Here is a 15762-nt window from a genome sequence, read left to right as displayed (position 1 = left end):
CACACAAAGTAATAGCATGAATAATCTATAGCTCTTTCAAAAAGCCCAGCAGCGCAATGGCCACACCGGCCAATACCGCCATCATTTTACGCATATTGAAACGGTGATCAGCACTCGATTCAAAGAGGATGGTAGTGGATATATGCAGGAAGATGCCGATGACAACGCCCATGATCCTGTTAAAATAATGCTGCAGGTTACCGATGTTTCCGCTGCTTAACGCATCGCTGAAAAAATAACCTGCCGGTGCCATTACCGCGAATACCGCTACAAAAAGTATGGTTTTGTTTTTGCCTTGTTTGTTTGTGAGCAACACGGTAGCCAGTGCGAAGGCTGCCGGGATATGGTGTAAGGCAATGCCGTAAACTAATTGGTCCTGGTTGCCCTGGGCAAGTGGCATTCCCTCCAAAAAAGCATGCAGGCAAAGGCTTGCCATGATGCCAATCGGGAAAACTGCCATATCATGCGGGTGTTTGTGCATGTGACCGTGCTCAATCCCGTCCGAAAATTGTTCAAGCACAATCTGAAACAGGAAACCGACCAATATGAATACGCCAACGTAGTTATCATTACCGTGGTAAGCATCGGGAATCAGGTGCAAAACGGTAATACCAAACAGGTAAGCTCCACTAAACGACAGTACCAGTTTCAGCGTTTTATGGTTATCGCCTTTAAATAAAAATACAGAAGTACCGCCAAAAAAGGCAGTAAAAAAAAGCAGCAGAATTTTCCAATATCCCATTAAAAGGCAGGTTGTAATTTTTTAAACAATAATGAAAACAGCCATCCAACAAAGGCGCCATATAAAGCGCCACACAATACATCTACCGGGAAATGCACCCCCACGTATACCTGTGCAAAGCAAATGCTGCCTGCCCAAAGTATCGCCCAAAGCCATACCCACCTCCATTTTCTGAAAAACACAAAGCTAAGGAATATCGCCATGGCAAAATGATCGGTGGCGTGGGTTGATGGAAAACTATAACCGCTACCACAGGGCACGCGGCTGATATCGGTTGCAGATACAACCGGATCACGGCAAGGGCGAAGCCGCTGGACATTGTGTTTGATAATAACCCCGCTGGTGAAATCAGCAACGCCTGCCGATGCCGCCAACAGCATTATAATAATAGCGCCTGTTTTTTTATATCGCCATAAACAAAAAATAATGATGAAAATATACAGCGGGATCCAGAATTTGGGGTTACGCAACAAAGGCATGATCCAGTCGAAAAACGAATTGGACAGGTCATGATTAATGAAATAAAATAAATGCCGGTCGAGGTTTAAAAGATAGTCGGGCATTGTTTTTTTACTATAGGTGTTTGTTTGCTGTAATTTCCAAAGTTATCAAATAGCTTAAAAAATCCTTTAAATTTTAATACTTAGCAGCAGCATTATCCCGTTAAGCATAAAATAATGCGCAGGGATGACAATTGAAACCACCCTGCACCGCATTAAAAAACAATAAATTAGCCGTAACCTTATATGCAAGCGTTTGCGTAAATCCTTAAAACAATATCATTTGTAGCTTATATTTTTTACTTTTACCACACCAAAAACTTCGCATTTTGACATTAATAAAATCTATTTCAGGAATACGCGGCACCATAGGCGGTGCTGTTGGCGATGGTTTAACACCGCTTGATATTGTAAAATTCACTTCAGCCTACGGATCATGGGCTGTAAAAAAATCGGGGATTAAAAAGATTGTAGTAGGCCGTGATGCCCGTTTATCGGGTGCTATGGTAAACAATCTTGTTATTGGCACACTGCAGGGTTTGGGGATTGATGTTATTGATCTTGGTTTATCAACTACGCCGACTGTTGAGGTTGCCGTTACCGGTGAGCAGGCAGCGGGTGGTATCATCCTTACCGCAAGCCATAACCCAAAACAATGGAACGCCCTTAAATTGCTCAATGCAAACGGGGAGTTCATCAGTGATGCTGATGGCAAAGAAGTGCTAACAATTGCCGAATACAGCGACTTTAATTATGCCGATGTAAACGATCTGGGTAAAGTTACTCATGATGATACCTGGCTTCAAAAACACATCGATCTTGTACTGGCCTTGCCGCTGGTTGATGTTGAGGCGATAAAGAAAGCCAACTTTAAAATAGTAATAGATTGTGTTAACTCAACAGGCGGTATTTTTGTACCGGCCTTGCTGAAAGCTTTAGGCGTGGAAACCGTTCACGAACTGTATTGTGAGCCGGATGGCAATTTTCCGCATAATCCTGAGCCGCTTCCCGAAAACCTGATAGCTTTATCAAAAGAGGTTGTGGGTAAACGTGCCGATTTGGGTATTGCTGTTGATCCGGATGTAGACCGCCTTTGCTTTGTTTGCGAAGATGGTAACATGTTTGGCGAAGAATATACGCTGGTTGCCGTAGCCGACTATGTTTTGAAAAACAATGTGGGCAACACGGTATCTAACCTGTCATCAACCCGTGCGCTGCGCGACGTAACTGAAAAAGCAGGTGGCGAATACCATGCGGCTGCGGTTGGAGAGGTTAACGTGGTTAACAAAATGAAAGAAGTAAACGCTGTTATTGGCGGCGAAGGTAATGGCGGGGTTATCTACCCTGAGTTACATTACGGTCGTGACGCTTTAGTTGGTATCGCGTTGTTTTTAACTCATCTGGCTAAATATGGTAAGTCGGTTTCAAGTTTGCGTGCGTCATATCCGGGTTATTTTATTTCAAAAAACAAGATCACGTTAACACCCGAAATGGACATAGACGCCCTTTTGGCGAAAGTTGAAGAAAAATACATCAAGCAGCCTCACTCAACAATTGATGGCCTGAAAATAGAATTTGATAAAGAATGGGTACATTTGCGGAGGTCAAACACCGAGCCCATTATCAGGATCTACTCTGAAGGTAATTCTGAAACCGTGGCAAACGGTTTGGCCAATAAGATCATCATCGATATTAAGGAGATCTTACAGCTGAAAGGTTAATTTTACTGGTATTAAAAATAGCAGGCAACCGGCGGTAAATACCGTTGGTTGTTTGCTTATTATATACATTACCGGGCATATGTTTTTGAAGTTACTGATCCATTAATTTATAAATTTTAAAAAAATGCGCGTTTATTTTGATAATGCCGCCACTACGCCGCTTGATCCGGATGTGATGAAGGAGATGTATAAGGTGATGGAAAGCCATTTTGGTAATCCGTCGTCAATACATGCCCACGGCCGGGAAGCCCGTACTTTAATTGAGCGTTCGCGGAAAACGATTGCCGGTTTACTGCACACCTCGCCCGCCGAAATCTTTTTTACATCAAGCGGTACTGAGGCCGATAATACGGCTATCAGGTGTGGGATCATTGATCACAAAATTACCCATGCTATCACCAGCCCTACCGAGCATCACGCAGTGCTCCACACGCTGGAAGCAATGGAAAAATCGGGCATTATTAAATTGAGCCTGGTAAACATAGATAGCAAGGGTGTTATTGATTATGATCACCTGGAAACATTATTGAAAGAAAATGAACGCAGTTTTGTTTCATTAATGCATGCCAATAACGAAATAGGCACCCTATCAGACATGGAACGCATTGGTGACCTGTGCGAAACATACAATGCCATTTATCATTGTGATACTGTGCAAACCATGGGCCATTACCAGCATGACCTGAGCAAGCTTAAAGCTCACTTTGTGGTATGTGCCGGTCATAAATTGCATGGCCCTAAGGGAGTGGGTTTCCTGCATATCAATCATAAAATCAAAATAAAACCATTTATTTACGGTGGCGCACAAGAACGTAATATGCGTGGTGGTACCGAAAATATTTACGGCATAGTTGGTTTGGCCAAAGCGCTTGAACTTGCTTACGGCGAAATGGAACAGCACCAAAACCACATTCAGGGCTTAAAATCATACATGATGGAGCAACTGGTTGCAAACGTACCCGGTGTAAGCTTTAACGGCGAAACCGACCCCGAAAAAAGTTTATATACAGTATTGAACGTGGCTTTCCCCGAGATGGAAATGAGCGATATGCTGCTGTTTAATCTTGATATTGCCGGTATTTCTGCTTCGGGTGGTAGTGCCTGCAGTTCGGGCAGCGACATTGGTTCACACGTGTTAACTGCTATCGGGGCCAGCTCTTCAAGGCCATCGGTACGTTTCTCGTTCTCAAAGTATAATACAAAAGAAGAAGTTGATTTTGTAGTAGCTAAAGTTCGTGAGCTTTGTGCTGTGAATGTGTAAACTTTGAAAGTACTGATATTAAAAACGCCTTAAGGACTCTGTTCTTAAGGCATTTTACTTTGGCAGGGGCATGCTGAACTTATTTCAGCACCTCATACGCTAAGCACACTGCCAGGCAAATCGCCCACCCGTCCAGTGGGGTGCTGAAACAAGTTCAGCATGACGGTATGGGGGATTTTTCGTTAAGGATCGTGATTTGCAACTAATCTCTAATCTCCGGCCTCTAATCTCTAATCTACAGTTCCTTCCTTAACCTTGCCACCGGGATGTTCATTTGTTCGCGGTATTTGGCCACGGTACGGCGGGCTATGTTGTAGCCTGCATCTTTGAGTATTTCGGTCAATTTTTCATCAGCAAGCGGGTGACGTTTATCTTCTTTGCCGATATGTTCTTCCAAAATCTTTTTAACCTCTTTATTTGATACTTCTTCACCGCTTTCGGTTTGGATGGCTTCGGAGAAGAAAGATTTCAGCAGGAAGGTACCAAACTCGGTTTGTACATACTTGGAGTTGGCTACACGGGATACCGTTGAAATATCCATGCCAATCCTGTCGGCAATGTCTTTCAGGATCATCGGTTTCAGATTTTTATCATCACCGGTAAGAAAAAACTCATACTGGTACTGCATAATGGCATTCATGGTTTTGAGCAGCGTTTGCTGGCGCTGTTTAATAGCATCAATAAACCACTTGGCCGAATCAAGCTTTTGCTTTACAAATTGCACTGCTTCCTTCAGTTTTTTATCCTTTTGGGAAGCCTTGTCATAATGCTGAAACATTTCCTGGTATGAGCGGCTTACTCTAAGTTCGGGGGCGTTTTTTGAATTGAGGGTAAGGATGAGCACACCATCATTGTTAGTGATATGAAAATCAGGGATCACCTGCATTTGCTTGGTGTTGATCTCGTTTGAATCGCCGGGTTTGGGATTGAGTTTTAAGATCTCATTGACCACCGCACGCAACTCAACGGAGTTCATATTCAATGATTTTTCAAGCTTATCGTAATGTTTGCGGGTAAACTCATCCAAATAATGTTCAACAACCTGTATGGCTTTTTTGATGATAGGGTCGTTTGCATCTTTTTTGCGAAGCTGGATCAGCAGGCATTCCTGTAAGCTGCGCGCGCCCACACCCGGAGGGTCAAAGCCCTGGATCACCTTGAGCATCTCTTCTACCTCGTCATCCTCAGCCAATACATTTTGTGAAAATGCAAGGTCGTCGGTTAGCGACATGATGGGGCGGCGCAGATAGCCGTCGTCATCAAGGCTGCCTATGATCTGCTTGCCGATCATGAAATCTTTATCACTTAGGGGAAGCAGGTCTAACTGGGCTTGCAGGCTTTCAAAAAATGAGCTTTGCACAGCAATGGGGATCTCTTTACGCTCATCCTCATCGTCACCATTTTGATCATAGCGCGATCCGTAATCATTTACGTTGTCTTCCTGCAGATAGTCGTCAATATTAAATTCATCCATCTCGCCCTTTTCCTCGTCATTGTTATAATTATCTTCGTCGGGGTCGCGGTCGGGATATTGTTCTTCGGGTTCGTTTAGGTTGGTAAGGCTCAGATCTTCAAGTGCGGGGTTTTCTTCCAGTTCTTCTTTTATCCGGGTATCAAGCGAAACAGTAGGCACCTGCAGCAATTTTATAAATTGTATTTGCTGGGGCGAAAGTTTTTGTAAAAGTTTTTGTTGAAGGTTCTGTTTAAGCATAATTAAGATGTAGCCAAAAATACATCAAATTAATATTAACTAAAAATTACTTGAGGTATCTGCTTTAAAGTTGTTAAATGTTTTAGGTATGCCAATTGTTTTAGCGCTATCAAAAAAACTATATGAATTGATAGTTTATGTAATATTATTAACTTTAAGTAACCAAACTTTAATTTATGGCAATAGTAAAAGAGTTCAAAGAATTTGCAATGCGGGGCAACGTGGTTGACCTTGCTGTAGGTGTTATCATTGGCGCTGCTTTTGGTAAAATTGTTACCTCGCTGGTTGCAGATATTATTATGCCGCCTATTGGCATGGCAACCGGGGGTATTGATTTTAAAGATTTAAAGTATGTACTTAAGCCGGCTGTTGATAAAACACCGGAAACAGCCATCAATTATGGCTTGTTCATCAACAACGTGATCGACTTTCTTATAGTTGCTTTTTGTATCTTTTTAATTGTTAAGGCAATCAACTCGCTGAAGAAAAAAGAAGAAGTCGCTCCAGCAGCAGCGCCAGAACCAACTAAAGAAGAAGTTTTACTTACCGAAATCCGCGATTTACTGGCTAAGAAAGCTTAATGGAATTTAGTTCATAGTTGATGGTTGATGGTTCATAGTTGATGGTTCATAGTTCATAGCTATAAGAAAAACCGCGAACCATAAAATTTGGTAACCATGATTGATAGTTAGGAAATAGTTAATGGTTCATACATAGCCATATAGCACAAAAACCATGAACTATGAACCATCGACTATGAACTATCGACCATGAACTATGATCTATGAACTATCAAAAAGTTTTGGGCAGCTTAGGATCAGTTAAAATGATATAGTCGGCCATGCCGGCTAATTTGCTCCAGTCGGGCTTGTCAAAACTATCATCCATATAGGTTGCTATGTTAAGCACACGTAATTTGGGTGCGTATTTTTTAAGCTGAGCTACCGCGCCCAGTTTTTCTTCACTGTGAAAGCCGCCGTTAAGCTGTAATACTTTAAAACCAGAATGGCTTTTCAGAAATTTCGCTATCGACCAGCCCATCGTAGCATCCCAAAGGTTTTGCGATTGGTAGATCTGCATGCCCGGCATTGAGGCATGACCTCCCATTATTTTAGCAAATTTATCATAATAAGCTCCGGTAGCGGTATCAATTGGCAGTGGCGCAAGATAGCTTTTAGCCTGGGCATCAAGCTGCTTTAAAGCATCAAGGCCGCCGCGTGTAACCATGTTGGTATAGCGGGTTGGAGCGTTGGCTGCTATTACCGGCAGATGATTGGATTTGGCAAGTTCAACAAGTGGTTTGTAATCCTTATAGTTGGGCCAGGTACGTGCATCTGTTACCAGATTTTTTTCGCGAATAAGCCCCGCGAGATATTCATTTAGCACCAGTTGACAGTCAGTTTGAAACATCTCCATGGAAAGCGCTGTTTTCTGCGGATATTTTTCCGAAAGCTTTTTGAACAAGCTAAACTCCAGGTAGTGCGCCGTTGAATCATTATGCTCTTCGCCAAAGAAAAGCACGTCGGCATTGGCCATATCATTAACAATATCGTCGGGTGTGATAGTCTTTTGCGCGGATGTGCTGTAAATTTTATAATGTGTTGCAGGTAGCTCCTGCGCTATGGTAACTGCCGATAGAAATATGAATATTACGGAAAGGGTTAATTTCATTTGTTAGGATAAGCTGTTGAATTTACACTTTGTTAATGATTCGGAGCTGTTTATTAAGCTTTTTTTAATAAATGCACACTTCGCGAGTGCACATTGTTGCAAAATCTGAATCTGTAACAAATAATTAATGTTAAATTTAACTTTTTATTTAATTTAATTTTGAATGACAGCTTAGCGCTGTTATTAGTTCAGATAATGAACAGGATTTCGAATTTAATTATTGCGCGTACAATTAGTTTTCCGAAAAAAGAGCCGCTGATTTGCAGCCGCCGGGCGGCAGTACACATGTTATTATAAATAAGAAAAATAGTGTTTGAATTATTAAATAAAATAACTACATTTGCGCTCTTGTTTTAAAAAGACGAATAGAATAAAATATAGCCATGAAAAGAACGTTTCAGCCTTCTCAAAGAAAAAGAAGAAATAAACACGGTTTCCGTGAACGCATGTCAACTGCTAACGGTAGAAGAGTATTAGCAGCCAGAAGAGCTAAAGGCAGAAAAAGGTTAACTGTTTCTGACGAAGGCAGGCACAAAGCATAATTGAGGTTGCCCTACCCTATTTATAAGGGTTTGGAACCGCTTATCTGCTTTATCCTTCGGTTCAAAAATGGCAACTATGTATACTTTTAAAAAAGAAGAACGGTTATGTAACAAAAGGCTTATTGACAAGCTTTTTCATAACGGTTCTTCTTTTTTATGTTATCCCTTCCGGGTATCCTGGCTTGTCAATCCCGAGCCACAGCCCTATCCTGCACAAATTCTTTTTTCCGTTCCTAAAAAGCGTTATAAGCACGCTGTCGACCGTAATTTGGTAAAACGCCTGATGCGCGAAGCGTACAGGCTCCACAAACAGCAGCATCTTTATGATATTTTGCAGCAAGCGGATAAAAAGATAATTGTTTCGGTAGGCTATGTAGGCAAAGAAATTGAACCATACCTTTTCATCGAAAAAAAAATGCTGAGGATGCTCGCCCAGCTTTCCGGTGAGTTAACTGCTGCAATACCCGTCACGGCTAATTAACATGAATGGGCTTATGGATACAATCGCCAGGTTTTTAAAAGCATTAGTTGGGGGAGTTTTCATCATCCTGATCAAATTTTACCAATATTTTATATCGCCGCTTTCGGCTGCATCATGCCGGTATACACCCACCTGCTCGCAGTACGGTGTTGAAGCCATCAGGAAGTATGGTGCTTTTAAAGGTGGTTGGTTAACCATAAAGCGCATTGCCAGCTGTAATCCCTGGGGTGGTCATGGGCATGATCCGGTGCCATAAATTTATAATATGAGCCTTATACTTCAAATAGAAACAGCAACAACATCCTGCTCGGTAGCATTTGCCCGCGATGGCAAGGTTTTGGGCTTTAAGCAAATAAATATCCGTAATATCCATGCTGAAGTTATTACTTTATATATCGATGAATTGCTGAATAACTCGGGATTAACTTATAACGAGCTTGATGCTATTGCTGTAAGCAGCGGTCCGGGGTCATACACCGGTTTACGGATAGGTGTATCTACCGCCAAAGGATTGTGCTTCGCCCTTGATAAGCCTTTGATAGCAATTGAAACGCTTGAGGCTATGGCTTATGGCGTTATTAACAGCCTGGGGGATGCTGCTGATGGTAATATGCTGTTATGCCCGATGATAGATGCCCGCCGAATGGAGGTTTACACAGCATTATTTGATGCTGCCGGCAACAGAGTACGTGAAACAGCTGCTGATATTATAGAAGGAAACAGCTTTGCCAACTATTTGAAAGATCATCAGATCCTGTTTTTTGGTGATGGTGCCGAAAAATGCAAAGGTGTTTTAAGTGCAAGCCCGAATGCCTTGTTTTTGGATGATTTTGTAAACTCGGCAACATATTTTACCCAAAAAGCAGCTCAAAAATTTGCTGATGGCGCATTTGAAGATGTAGCTTATTACGAGCCTTACTACCTTAAGGATTTTATAGCCGGAAAAAAAGCGCTTTAATTATTGGTTTTAAAAATACGGCCAAATAAACGGCCCAAAAACCCTTTTTCGCCCATGGGGATATAGCTGGAATTCATGGGATGTTCAATTACCCGTCCAAATTTCAGTGAAAAGCCCAGGAAGATATCCGCCCCGCTATAATTGCCTACGTGATTTATTTGATTAGTATTATTTAAAGCGGCCAGAGTAAGGCGGCCCGTATTTAGTAAGCGTTCGGAACCTATAAAAAATTCGACATTAGGGGATTTTACCATAATTTGTGCGCCGAGATTAAATAATTTATAATCGTCATAAGTGGCCGTTAAGGTAGCTATCAGGTTGTTTTTCTGTACCGAGTTAACCATTGCTCCGGTAAAACCGGAAAAGAACATTTCTTTTTGGGCTACAACTGTTGGGAAATATCTGTATGTTTTTTCATCATCAAGCCAATAGCTTTTGGATACGCTCAATTCGGCTTTGGCATTGGTTTTTGTGTTAAATGAAGTAACCATTCCGTTGCCCCTGACCAATTCATATACAGCGTTATATATATTCTCATCACGATGCTGGGATGTAATATCTGTTATATTTGTTGTGTTATTAAAATCAGTAATGGTTGAGCGCTTGTTCCAGTGAATAAAGCCAAGGTCTTTTATATTACCTTGTATCAGGATCCCATCCTCTGTTCGGTAAGTTGCACCCATTGATATCGCCGCACCTGGGTTGCGAAACGTTGGTAAAAAGTCACGCCCATCCAGTCTGCCAGGCACATAGCTCCTGTAATACCGTCCCCTCATATAAACGTCGGCATTGTCATTGTCAGGATTTGCCGGGTCCCGGTTAATCTGCAGGCTCGACTCCTCCACATCTATTTTGTTATATTGAACACCAGACAGGTAGCTCAACTTAAAGCCTAAGGAGAGTTGTTTATTAACCTGCTCCCGGTAGATATAACTTAACTGATCATACATCTGCATCCTATAATGGTTGTTGAATATATTATCATAATTATCACGCGCAAAATTTGACGGTCCATCAAGAAAAGCTATAGACTCATCGGTGACAATGCCTTTACCTTCTACTTTGGTTTGGGCCGAAAAGCCCATTTCAACATTGCCGTTTAAACTGGTGAAAAGTTTAACCATTACCGCATATGCGTTGGCATTTACATTGAAATGATTTAAAGCATTTTGACCGATGCGCAGTGATGAGGTATTATAATAAGAAGGGCTTGCAAATGCGCGGCTTTTTAGCGGCCGTTGTATATCGCCGGTTATATAGAAATTAGCATTAAAATTCGGGATTAAAAAATTGAAAGCTATTTCCCGGCTCGAATCGGGGATAAAGGCTCTTTGTGAAGGATTTTCAAATGAATCGTAAAGGGTGCCGGTATTATACTGCGAAAACTGTTGAGCCGATACCGATAAAGAATAAAAGATAAAAAAGAGAATAGTAAAGAAGATCTTATTCATAATTGGCCCACATATCTTGCCCGAATTTTCTTAAAGAAAAGAACTCAAAGCTGATTGTCTGTAAAATTTTTACAAATTGCTATTTGTAATGTTCTACGAAATTGAGCGGGTATTGTTGTGTAAACGTAAATAAATTTATTTTTTTACTGTACTTGTATCCGGAACATTCAGGCGCATACAAAAATTGGTATAAAAGTTTTTGTCGGATGCGGTGAGCTGGAAGGCAGCACCATAATAATTTTTCCAACCGGGGTCGCTGTTTTCAAAAGCATCGTAAAAAGGCCTTTTTAAATCGCGCTTTAATACAGGCTGCATGTTTTTAAAGTTAATAAAAAAGGCCACATTGCTCCTTTCGGCCAGCAAATTATCAAACTGGGTATACTGATCGGTTTTGCCTATGAATTTGCGGTTGAAGTAGGTGTCGTTATAACTTTCTAACTCGGATACCGACGTGGCAAGTATGAGATAATTATCAATGATCATAAAGTAAGGTTTCCGAAAAATGCTGAATGCATCACCCAATAAAAAGAAAGGCAGTTTTTCATAATTAAACTGGCCAACTTTATCAGTAACCATATTACTGATGTTCATCATCACCGGAAAAAGCTTTGAGCCATCTTTAACAGAAATGATGGCAAATTTTTCAAAGTACCGCGTGGTAACTATCGCGAACTCGTTACCGAGCAGCTTTTCAAACTCAGGTTTTACAAACAGTCCTGCCTCTGATTTTACCTTATTCAAAAGTTCATTCTTTTCCCTGCTCACTCCCGCTTTATCATGCCATTGTGAAAGGTCGGCTTCAAACTTTTTAGGATCTGAAACGGCGAAGCTGGTGCTGTAGGCAGTTGTAGCCGGGAAAATATCTTTTAAATGATTCTCGACAGGTTGCTGGGCCGAAAAAATGTTTAAATAACTGGTTGCATTATTTCGCTTAGTGGTGAACCCGTTAAACATCAAAGCATCGCTTTTATAATTTAAGTTTAATGCCGCATAGGCCGGCAGCATTCTAAAGCTCTTAAAAAGATCGGTAGTTTTATTAAGGAACAGCTGATCAAAAAACGGGTTTAGCTGGTTGTAATTAATATAAAGATTGGCAAGCGAATTGGCGTTTTGCTGCTCAGGCAACGGTACAAAGCCATTATGGCCTTTATCCTGCTGGTAGATGGCGCTATGATCAACCAAATCTTTTGAAAAACTGCCCGAAAATATATTGTCGCCGGTTTTAATGAGGTAAAAATGTTTATTGAGCGGTTTAACATATATATTATAACCCTGGCTTGCCGCTATTTGCATAGGTGCTATTTGTAAAGCGCTTTTGGCATTGCCTGTTAAATGATTAAACATAGTTGCCGAAAAAGCTTTTGATGCCGAGGTGGTTACGAGCAAGTCTATATTATCATTATTTGTAGGATGAAGGGAAACGAAAATGTTTTGGCCTGTAAAAAATTGATCAAGCTGTGGAGAGGCAATAAGCAACTTGCGTAAGGTGTCAAGTTCATGTAATTTGCCGGGGCCAACAAAAGTGCTCAAGAGCTGGTTGCCGGCAAAAATATCATAAAATCCCTTTTCATTACCAAACTCAAATACTGCCACCGCATTATCAGGAATAGCGCGCATAACCTGCCCGGTACGCACTCCCGGCGGACTTAAATTTTTAAAATATAACACCGTTACCAGCACGGTAGCTATAATCAAAAATATAGTGGTTACTATCAGTCGTTTCATAGCAGGGGGCGTGCAGCAAATATAGAATTTTACCCCACGGCGTTAAAGTAATACTTTCAATTGGTTAACTTAGCTTTTTATATCGCATGAACAAACAAATAATTATTACCGCTTCGTTTTTAGGTATGCTGGCCGTTATCACCGGCGCTTTTGGAGCCCACGGTTTAAAAGCGTTGCTTGCCCCCGCCCAGCTTGAGGTTTGGCATACTGCTGTACAATACAACTTCTATCACGTATTTGCCCTGCTTTTTTTAGCAGTTTTTGCGCGCGAAAAGAGCGGGGGCTTAATATCAGCAGCTTACTATCTGTTCACTTTCGGCATTATATTCTTTTCAGGTTCGCTGTACCTGTTATCATGTCGCGATCTGCTTGGCTGGAACTGGCTTATAGCCATGGGGCCAATTACACCCATTGGTGGTTTGTTGTTCATTTTGGGCTGGCTGATGCTGGCATTAGCTGCTATCCGCAACAAATAATAAACAATGTTAGAGTTTGCAGAAATTGAACATACCGACCGTGAAACACTCTTTGCCGAAGTGATTTTGCCATTGGCTATTTCAAAAAACTACACCTACCGGGTTCCTTATGAGCAAAATGATGCTATTGCTATTGGCAAAAGAGTGGTGGTGCAGTTCGGCAAAAGCAAGCTTTATACAGCTATTGTTAAAGAGATAGGTAAACTGGCGCCCGAAAAGTACGAAGCCAAATATATCATCGAGATCCTGGATGACCGCCCGGTTGTAGCCCTTAAGCAGCTCGAATTTTGGCAGTGGCTGGCAGATTACTATATGTGCAACATAGGCGAAGTTATGAACGCCGCGCTGCCATCGGCACTGAAGCTGGCCAGCGAAACCCGCATCATGCTTAACCGGGAATATGAGATAGATAAAGCCACGCTTCACGATAAAGAGTTTTTAATTGTTGAAGCCCTCGAAATTCAGCCGGAGCTTACCATAAGCGATATTACCAAGCTTTTGGGGCAGAAAACTGTAATGCCGATATTGAAGCTGATGTTTGAAAAAAACATCATCAACATATCCGAAGAAGTAAACGAACGTTATAAGCCCCGCAAACGCACTTTTATTACACTTAACCCGGTTTATAACAACCAGGATAATCTGCGGGAGCTATTCCCGATATTGGAAAAGCGCGCGCCTAAACAGGCCGATGCCCTATTAGCTTACATCAAGCTTTCCCGTCATCAAAAAAACATCACCAAAAACGAACTTATTGAAGAGAGCGGTGCAGGTGAATCAAGCATTAAATCGCTCATTGAAAAAGAGATCTTCTTTTCGGAGGACAGGAACGTTAGCCGCCTGCATTTTGAGGAAGAAGGGGAAGAAGGCAACAACTTTGAATTGAGCGAACAGCAAACGGAGGTACTTCAAAGTATCCGCGTGCAGTTTAAAGAAAAAGATGTAACGCTGTTGCATGGCGTAACCTCATCAGGCAAAACACAATTATATGTAAGGCTGATAGAAGAGATTGTACGCAGCGGCAGACAGGTGCTTTACCTTTTGCCTGAAATAGCCCTAACAACACATATTATTGAAAGGCTACGGATGTATTTTGGTGCGGATATCGGTGTTTATCATTCGCGTTTTAATGACAATGAGCGGGTTGAGGTTTGGCAGAAAGTTTTAAGCGGAGAGTATAAGATTGTGCTCGGCGCGCGGTCATCCGTGTTTTTACCTTTTGCCGATCTGGGATTGATCATCGTTGATGAAGAACACGAAACATCATATAAGCAATTTGATCCGGCGCCGCGCTACAATGCACGCGACACTTCGATTTTTTTAGCTAACATGCACCAGGGTAAAGTGCTTTTGGGTTCGGCCACGCCATCCTTTGAAAGCTACTATAATGCCCGCACTCACAAATACGGTTTTGCAGAGCTCACCGAACGCTTCGGCGGCGTTGAGCTGCCCGATGTGCAGGTGGTGAGCATCGCTCATGAAACCAAACAAAAAACTATCCAGTCGCACTTTACCAGCGTGCTGATGGAGGGCATCAAGCAGGCGCTTGAAAATAAAGAGCAGGTGATTTTATTCCAAAACCGCCGCGGATATGCCCCCATCCTGATGTGCAAAGTATGTGCTTATACTCCAAAATGTATCAACTGCGATGTAAGCCTTACTTATCATAAAAGCAGCGGCAAACTGCACTGCCACTACTGCGGTTACAAGGAAGATACGCCATCCATTTGCCCCGCCTGCGGATCTACCCACCTGGAATATAAAGGCTTCGGTACCGAAAAAATTGAAGATGAACTGAGTGTTTTATTGCCCGAAGCCCGGATTGCCCGGATGGACCTGGATACTACGCGGTCACGGAACTCCCTGCAAACTATCCTCAACGATCTGGAAGAGAAAAGGATAGATATCCTGGTTGGTACCCAGATGGTGGCCAAAGGGCTTGATTTCTCAGATGTAACGCTAATTGGTATTATTAATGCTGATAGCTTGCTAAAATTCCCTGACTATAGGGCAAACGAACGTGGTTATCAGCTACTTGCGCAGGTAAGCGGCAGGGCCGGCCGCCGGGGCAAGCAAGGCAAAGTAGTAGTGCAAACCTATGATATTTATCACCGGGTGTTGAAGCAGGTGATTGATAACAACTACGCCGATCTTTATTTTACCGAGATGGAAGAGCGGAAAAGCTTTAAATACCCTCCCTTCTACCGGATCATTAACCTCGATATCAAGCATAAAAATCCCGATGTGCTCCATAATCAGGCAGAGTACCTCGGCGCGCGGCTACGGGAGCATTTTGGCGAGCGGGTGATTGGCCCGGAGCAACCGCTCATCAGCAGGATCCGCAATTATTACATTAAAAGCATTATGCTCAAATTTGAGAAGGATGGGATCTCTATCATAAAAGCAAAAACTGTTTTAAGGGATGTGATCACTCAGTATTATACAACCAAACTTAGCACGGGCAGTATTGTACAGCCCGACGTTGATCCGTATTGATACAATCTTGAGTCGTGCCGGGCGGGA

At 42.1% G+C, this 15762-nt stretch carries 15 protein-coding genes; 9 read left to right on the top strand and 6 right to left on the bottom strand.

The features are described from left to right. Positions 1–25: 25 nt before the first annotated feature. Positions 26–742, bottom strand: a complete 717-nt coding sequence (locus tag ACEN82_RS08235) for a ZIP family metal transporter (protein ID WP_413319073.1) — start codon at positions 740–742, stop codon at positions 26–28. Next, on the bottom strand, positions 742–1305 hold the full coding sequence (locus ACEN82_RS08230) for a phosphatase PAP2 family protein (protein WP_413319075.1): 564 nt from the start codon (positions 1303–1305) through the stop codon (positions 742–744). The genes ACEN82_RS08235 and ACEN82_RS08230 overlap by 1 nt, the downstream gene beginning before the upstream one ends. A 266-nt stretch (positions 1306–1571) precedes the next feature. Here ACEN82_RS08230 and glmM point away from each other — a divergent pair, with 266 nt between their 5' ends. Together glmM and ACEN82_RS08220 are read left to right on the top strand one after the other, a co-directional pair. Then, a complete protein-coding gene (glmM, locus tag ACEN82_RS08225; RefSeq protein WP_413319077.1) occupies positions 1572–2963 on the top strand; it encodes a phosphoglucosamine mutase in 1392 nt (463 codons plus the stop codon). A gap of 124 nt (positions 2964–3087) precedes the next feature. Continuing rightward, positions 3088–4224 carry a cysteine desulfurase family protein gene (locus ACEN82_RS08220; RefSeq protein ID WP_413319079.1) on the top strand — a complete coding sequence of 379 codons (1137 nt, stop codon included), beginning with the start codon at positions 3088–3090 and terminating at the stop codon, positions 4222–4224. Between the two features lie 235 nt (positions 4225–4459). Here the strand turns inward: ACEN82_RS08220 and rpoN are convergent, their stop codons facing one another. Next, positions 4460–5935: an RNA polymerase factor sigma-54 gene (gene rpoN, locus ACEN82_RS08215; RefSeq protein ID WP_112654296.1), complete on the bottom strand. Its 1476-nt coding sequence runs from the start codon at positions 5933–5935 to the stop codon at positions 4460–4462. A 176-nt stretch (positions 5936–6111) separates the two neighbouring features. Here rpoN and mscL point away from each other — a divergent pair, with 176 nt between their 5' ends. Continuing rightward, entirely contained in the window at positions 6112–6516 is a 405-nt protein-coding gene (mscL, locus tag ACEN82_RS08210) for a large-conductance mechanosensitive channel protein MscL (protein WP_229701561.1), read from the top strand. Positions 6517–6727: 211 nt separating this feature from the next. Here mscL and ACEN82_RS08205 read toward each other — a convergent pair whose 3' ends face one another. After that, a complete protein-coding gene (locus ACEN82_RS08205; RefSeq protein ID WP_413319082.1) occupies positions 6728–7606 on the bottom strand; it encodes a ChaN family lipoprotein in 879 nt (292 codons plus the stop codon). 383 nt (positions 7607–7989) lie between these two features. On the opposite strand from ACEN82_RS08205, the gene rpmH reads away from it, so the two are divergent. The 4 genes from rpmH to tsaB all read left to right on the top strand — a co-directional run bounded on the left by rpmH (position 7990) and on the right by tsaB (position 9587). Next, positions 7990–8148: a 50S ribosomal protein L34 gene (rpmH, locus tag ACEN82_RS08200; RefSeq protein ID WP_083878950.1), complete on the top strand. Its 159-nt coding sequence runs from the start codon at positions 7990–7992 to the stop codon at positions 8146–8148. A gap of 76 nt (positions 8149–8224) precedes the next feature. Beyond that, a complete protein-coding gene (locus ACEN82_RS08195; RefSeq protein WP_090527060.1) occupies positions 8225–8629 on the top strand; it encodes a ribonuclease P protein component in 405 nt (134 codons plus the stop codon). Between the two features lie 13 nt (positions 8630–8642). Then, positions 8643–8885 carry a membrane protein insertion efficiency factor YidD gene (yidD, locus tag ACEN82_RS08190; protein ID WP_354483764.1) on the top strand — a complete coding sequence of 81 codons (243 nt, stop codon included), beginning with the start codon at positions 8643–8645 and terminating at the stop codon, positions 8883–8885. A gap of 9 nt (positions 8886–8894) precedes the next feature. After that, a complete protein-coding gene (gene tsaB, locus ACEN82_RS08185; RefSeq protein WP_413319085.1) occupies positions 8895–9587 on the top strand; it encodes a tRNA (adenosine(37)-N6)-threonylcarbamoyltransferase complex dimerization subunit type 1 TsaB in 693 nt (230 codons plus the stop codon). Here the strand turns inward: tsaB and ACEN82_RS08180 are convergent. Together ACEN82_RS08180 and ACEN82_RS08175 are read right to left on the bottom strand one after the other, a co-directional pair. Beyond that, positions 9584–11038 carry a DUF5723 family protein gene (locus tag ACEN82_RS08180; protein ID WP_413319087.1) on the bottom strand — a complete coding sequence of 485 codons (1455 nt, stop codon included), beginning with the start codon at positions 11036–11038 and terminating at the stop codon, positions 9584–9586. The genes tsaB and ACEN82_RS08180 overlap by 4 nt on opposite strands. 135 nt (positions 11039–11173) lie before the next feature. Next, the gene (locus tag ACEN82_RS08175; RefSeq protein WP_413319089.1) at positions 11174–12763 is read right to left on the bottom strand and encodes a hypothetical protein; all 1590 of its coding nucleotides are present in this window, start codon (positions 12761–12763) and stop codon (positions 11174–11176) included. 86 nt (positions 12764–12849) lie between these two features. On the opposite strand from ACEN82_RS08175, the gene ACEN82_RS08170 reads away from it, so the two are divergent. Both ACEN82_RS08170 and priA read left to right on the top strand, forming a co-directional pair. Continuing rightward, complete coding sequence (locus ACEN82_RS08170) at positions 12850–13239, top strand: DUF423 domain-containing protein (protein ID WP_090527050.1); 390 nt, start codon at positions 12850–12852, stop codon at positions 13237–13239. A gap of 6 nt (positions 13240–13245) precedes the next feature. Then, the gene (priA, locus tag ACEN82_RS08165; RefSeq protein WP_413319091.1) at positions 13246–15735 is read left to right on the top strand and encodes a replication restart helicase PriA; all 2490 of its coding nucleotides are present in this window, start codon (positions 13246–13248) and stop codon (positions 15733–15735) included. Positions 15736–15762 lie beyond the last annotated feature (27 nt).

The organism is Mucilaginibacter sp. Mucisp73 (assembly GCF_059491465.1).
This window is presented reverse-complemented; position numbering and strand designations above follow the sequence as displayed.

Coding starts and splice junctions, on each gene's coding strand:
- ACEN82_RS08235 (WP_413319073.1), bottom strand. CDS start 742: ATGGGATATTGGAAAATTCTGCTGCTTTTTTTTACTGCCTTTTTTGGC.
- ACEN82_RS08230 (WP_413319075.1), bottom strand. CDS start 1,305: ATGCCCGACTATCTTTTAAACCTCGACCGGCATTTATTTTATTTCATT.
- ACEN82_RS08220 (WP_413319079.1), top strand. CDS start 3,088: ATGCGCGTTTATTTTGATAATGCCGCCACTACGCCGCTTGATCCGGAT.
- rpoN (WP_112654296.1), bottom strand. CDS start 5,935: ATGCTTAAACAGAACCTTCAACAAAAACTTTTACAAAAACTTTCGCCC.
- mscL (WP_229701561.1), top strand. CDS start 6,112: ATGGCAATAGTAAAAGAGTTCAAAGAATTTGCAATGCGGGGCAACGTG.
- ACEN82_RS08205 (WP_413319082.1), bottom strand. CDS start 7,606: ATGAAATTAACCCTTTCCGTAATATTCATATTTCTATCGGCAGTTACC.
- rpmH (WP_083878950.1), top strand. CDS start 7,990: ATGAAAAGAACGTTTCAGCCTTCTCAAAGAAAAAGAAGAAATAAACAC.
- ACEN82_RS08195 (WP_090527060.1), top strand. CDS start 8,225: ATGTATACTTTTAAAAAAGAAGAACGGTTATGTAACAAAAGGCTTATT.
- yidD (WP_354483764.1), top strand. CDS start 8,643: ATGGATACAATCGCCAGGTTTTTAAAAGCATTAGTTGGGGGAGTTTTC.
- tsaB (WP_413319085.1), top strand. CDS start 8,895: ATGAGCCTTATACTTCAAATAGAAACAGCAACAACATCCTGCTCGGTA.
- ACEN82_RS08180 (WP_413319087.1), bottom strand. CDS start 11,038: ATGAATAAGATCTTCTTTACTATTCTCTTTTTTATCTTTTATTCTTTA.
- ACEN82_RS08175 (WP_413319089.1), bottom strand. CDS start 12,763: ATGAAACGACTGATAGTAACCACTATATTTTTGATTATAGCTACCGTG.
- ACEN82_RS08170 (WP_090527050.1), top strand. CDS start 12,850: ATGAACAAACAAATAATTATTACCGCTTCGTTTTTAGGTATGCTGGCC.
- priA (WP_413319091.1), top strand. CDS start 13,246: ATGTTAGAGTTTGCAGAAATTGAACATACCGACCGTGAAACACTCTTT.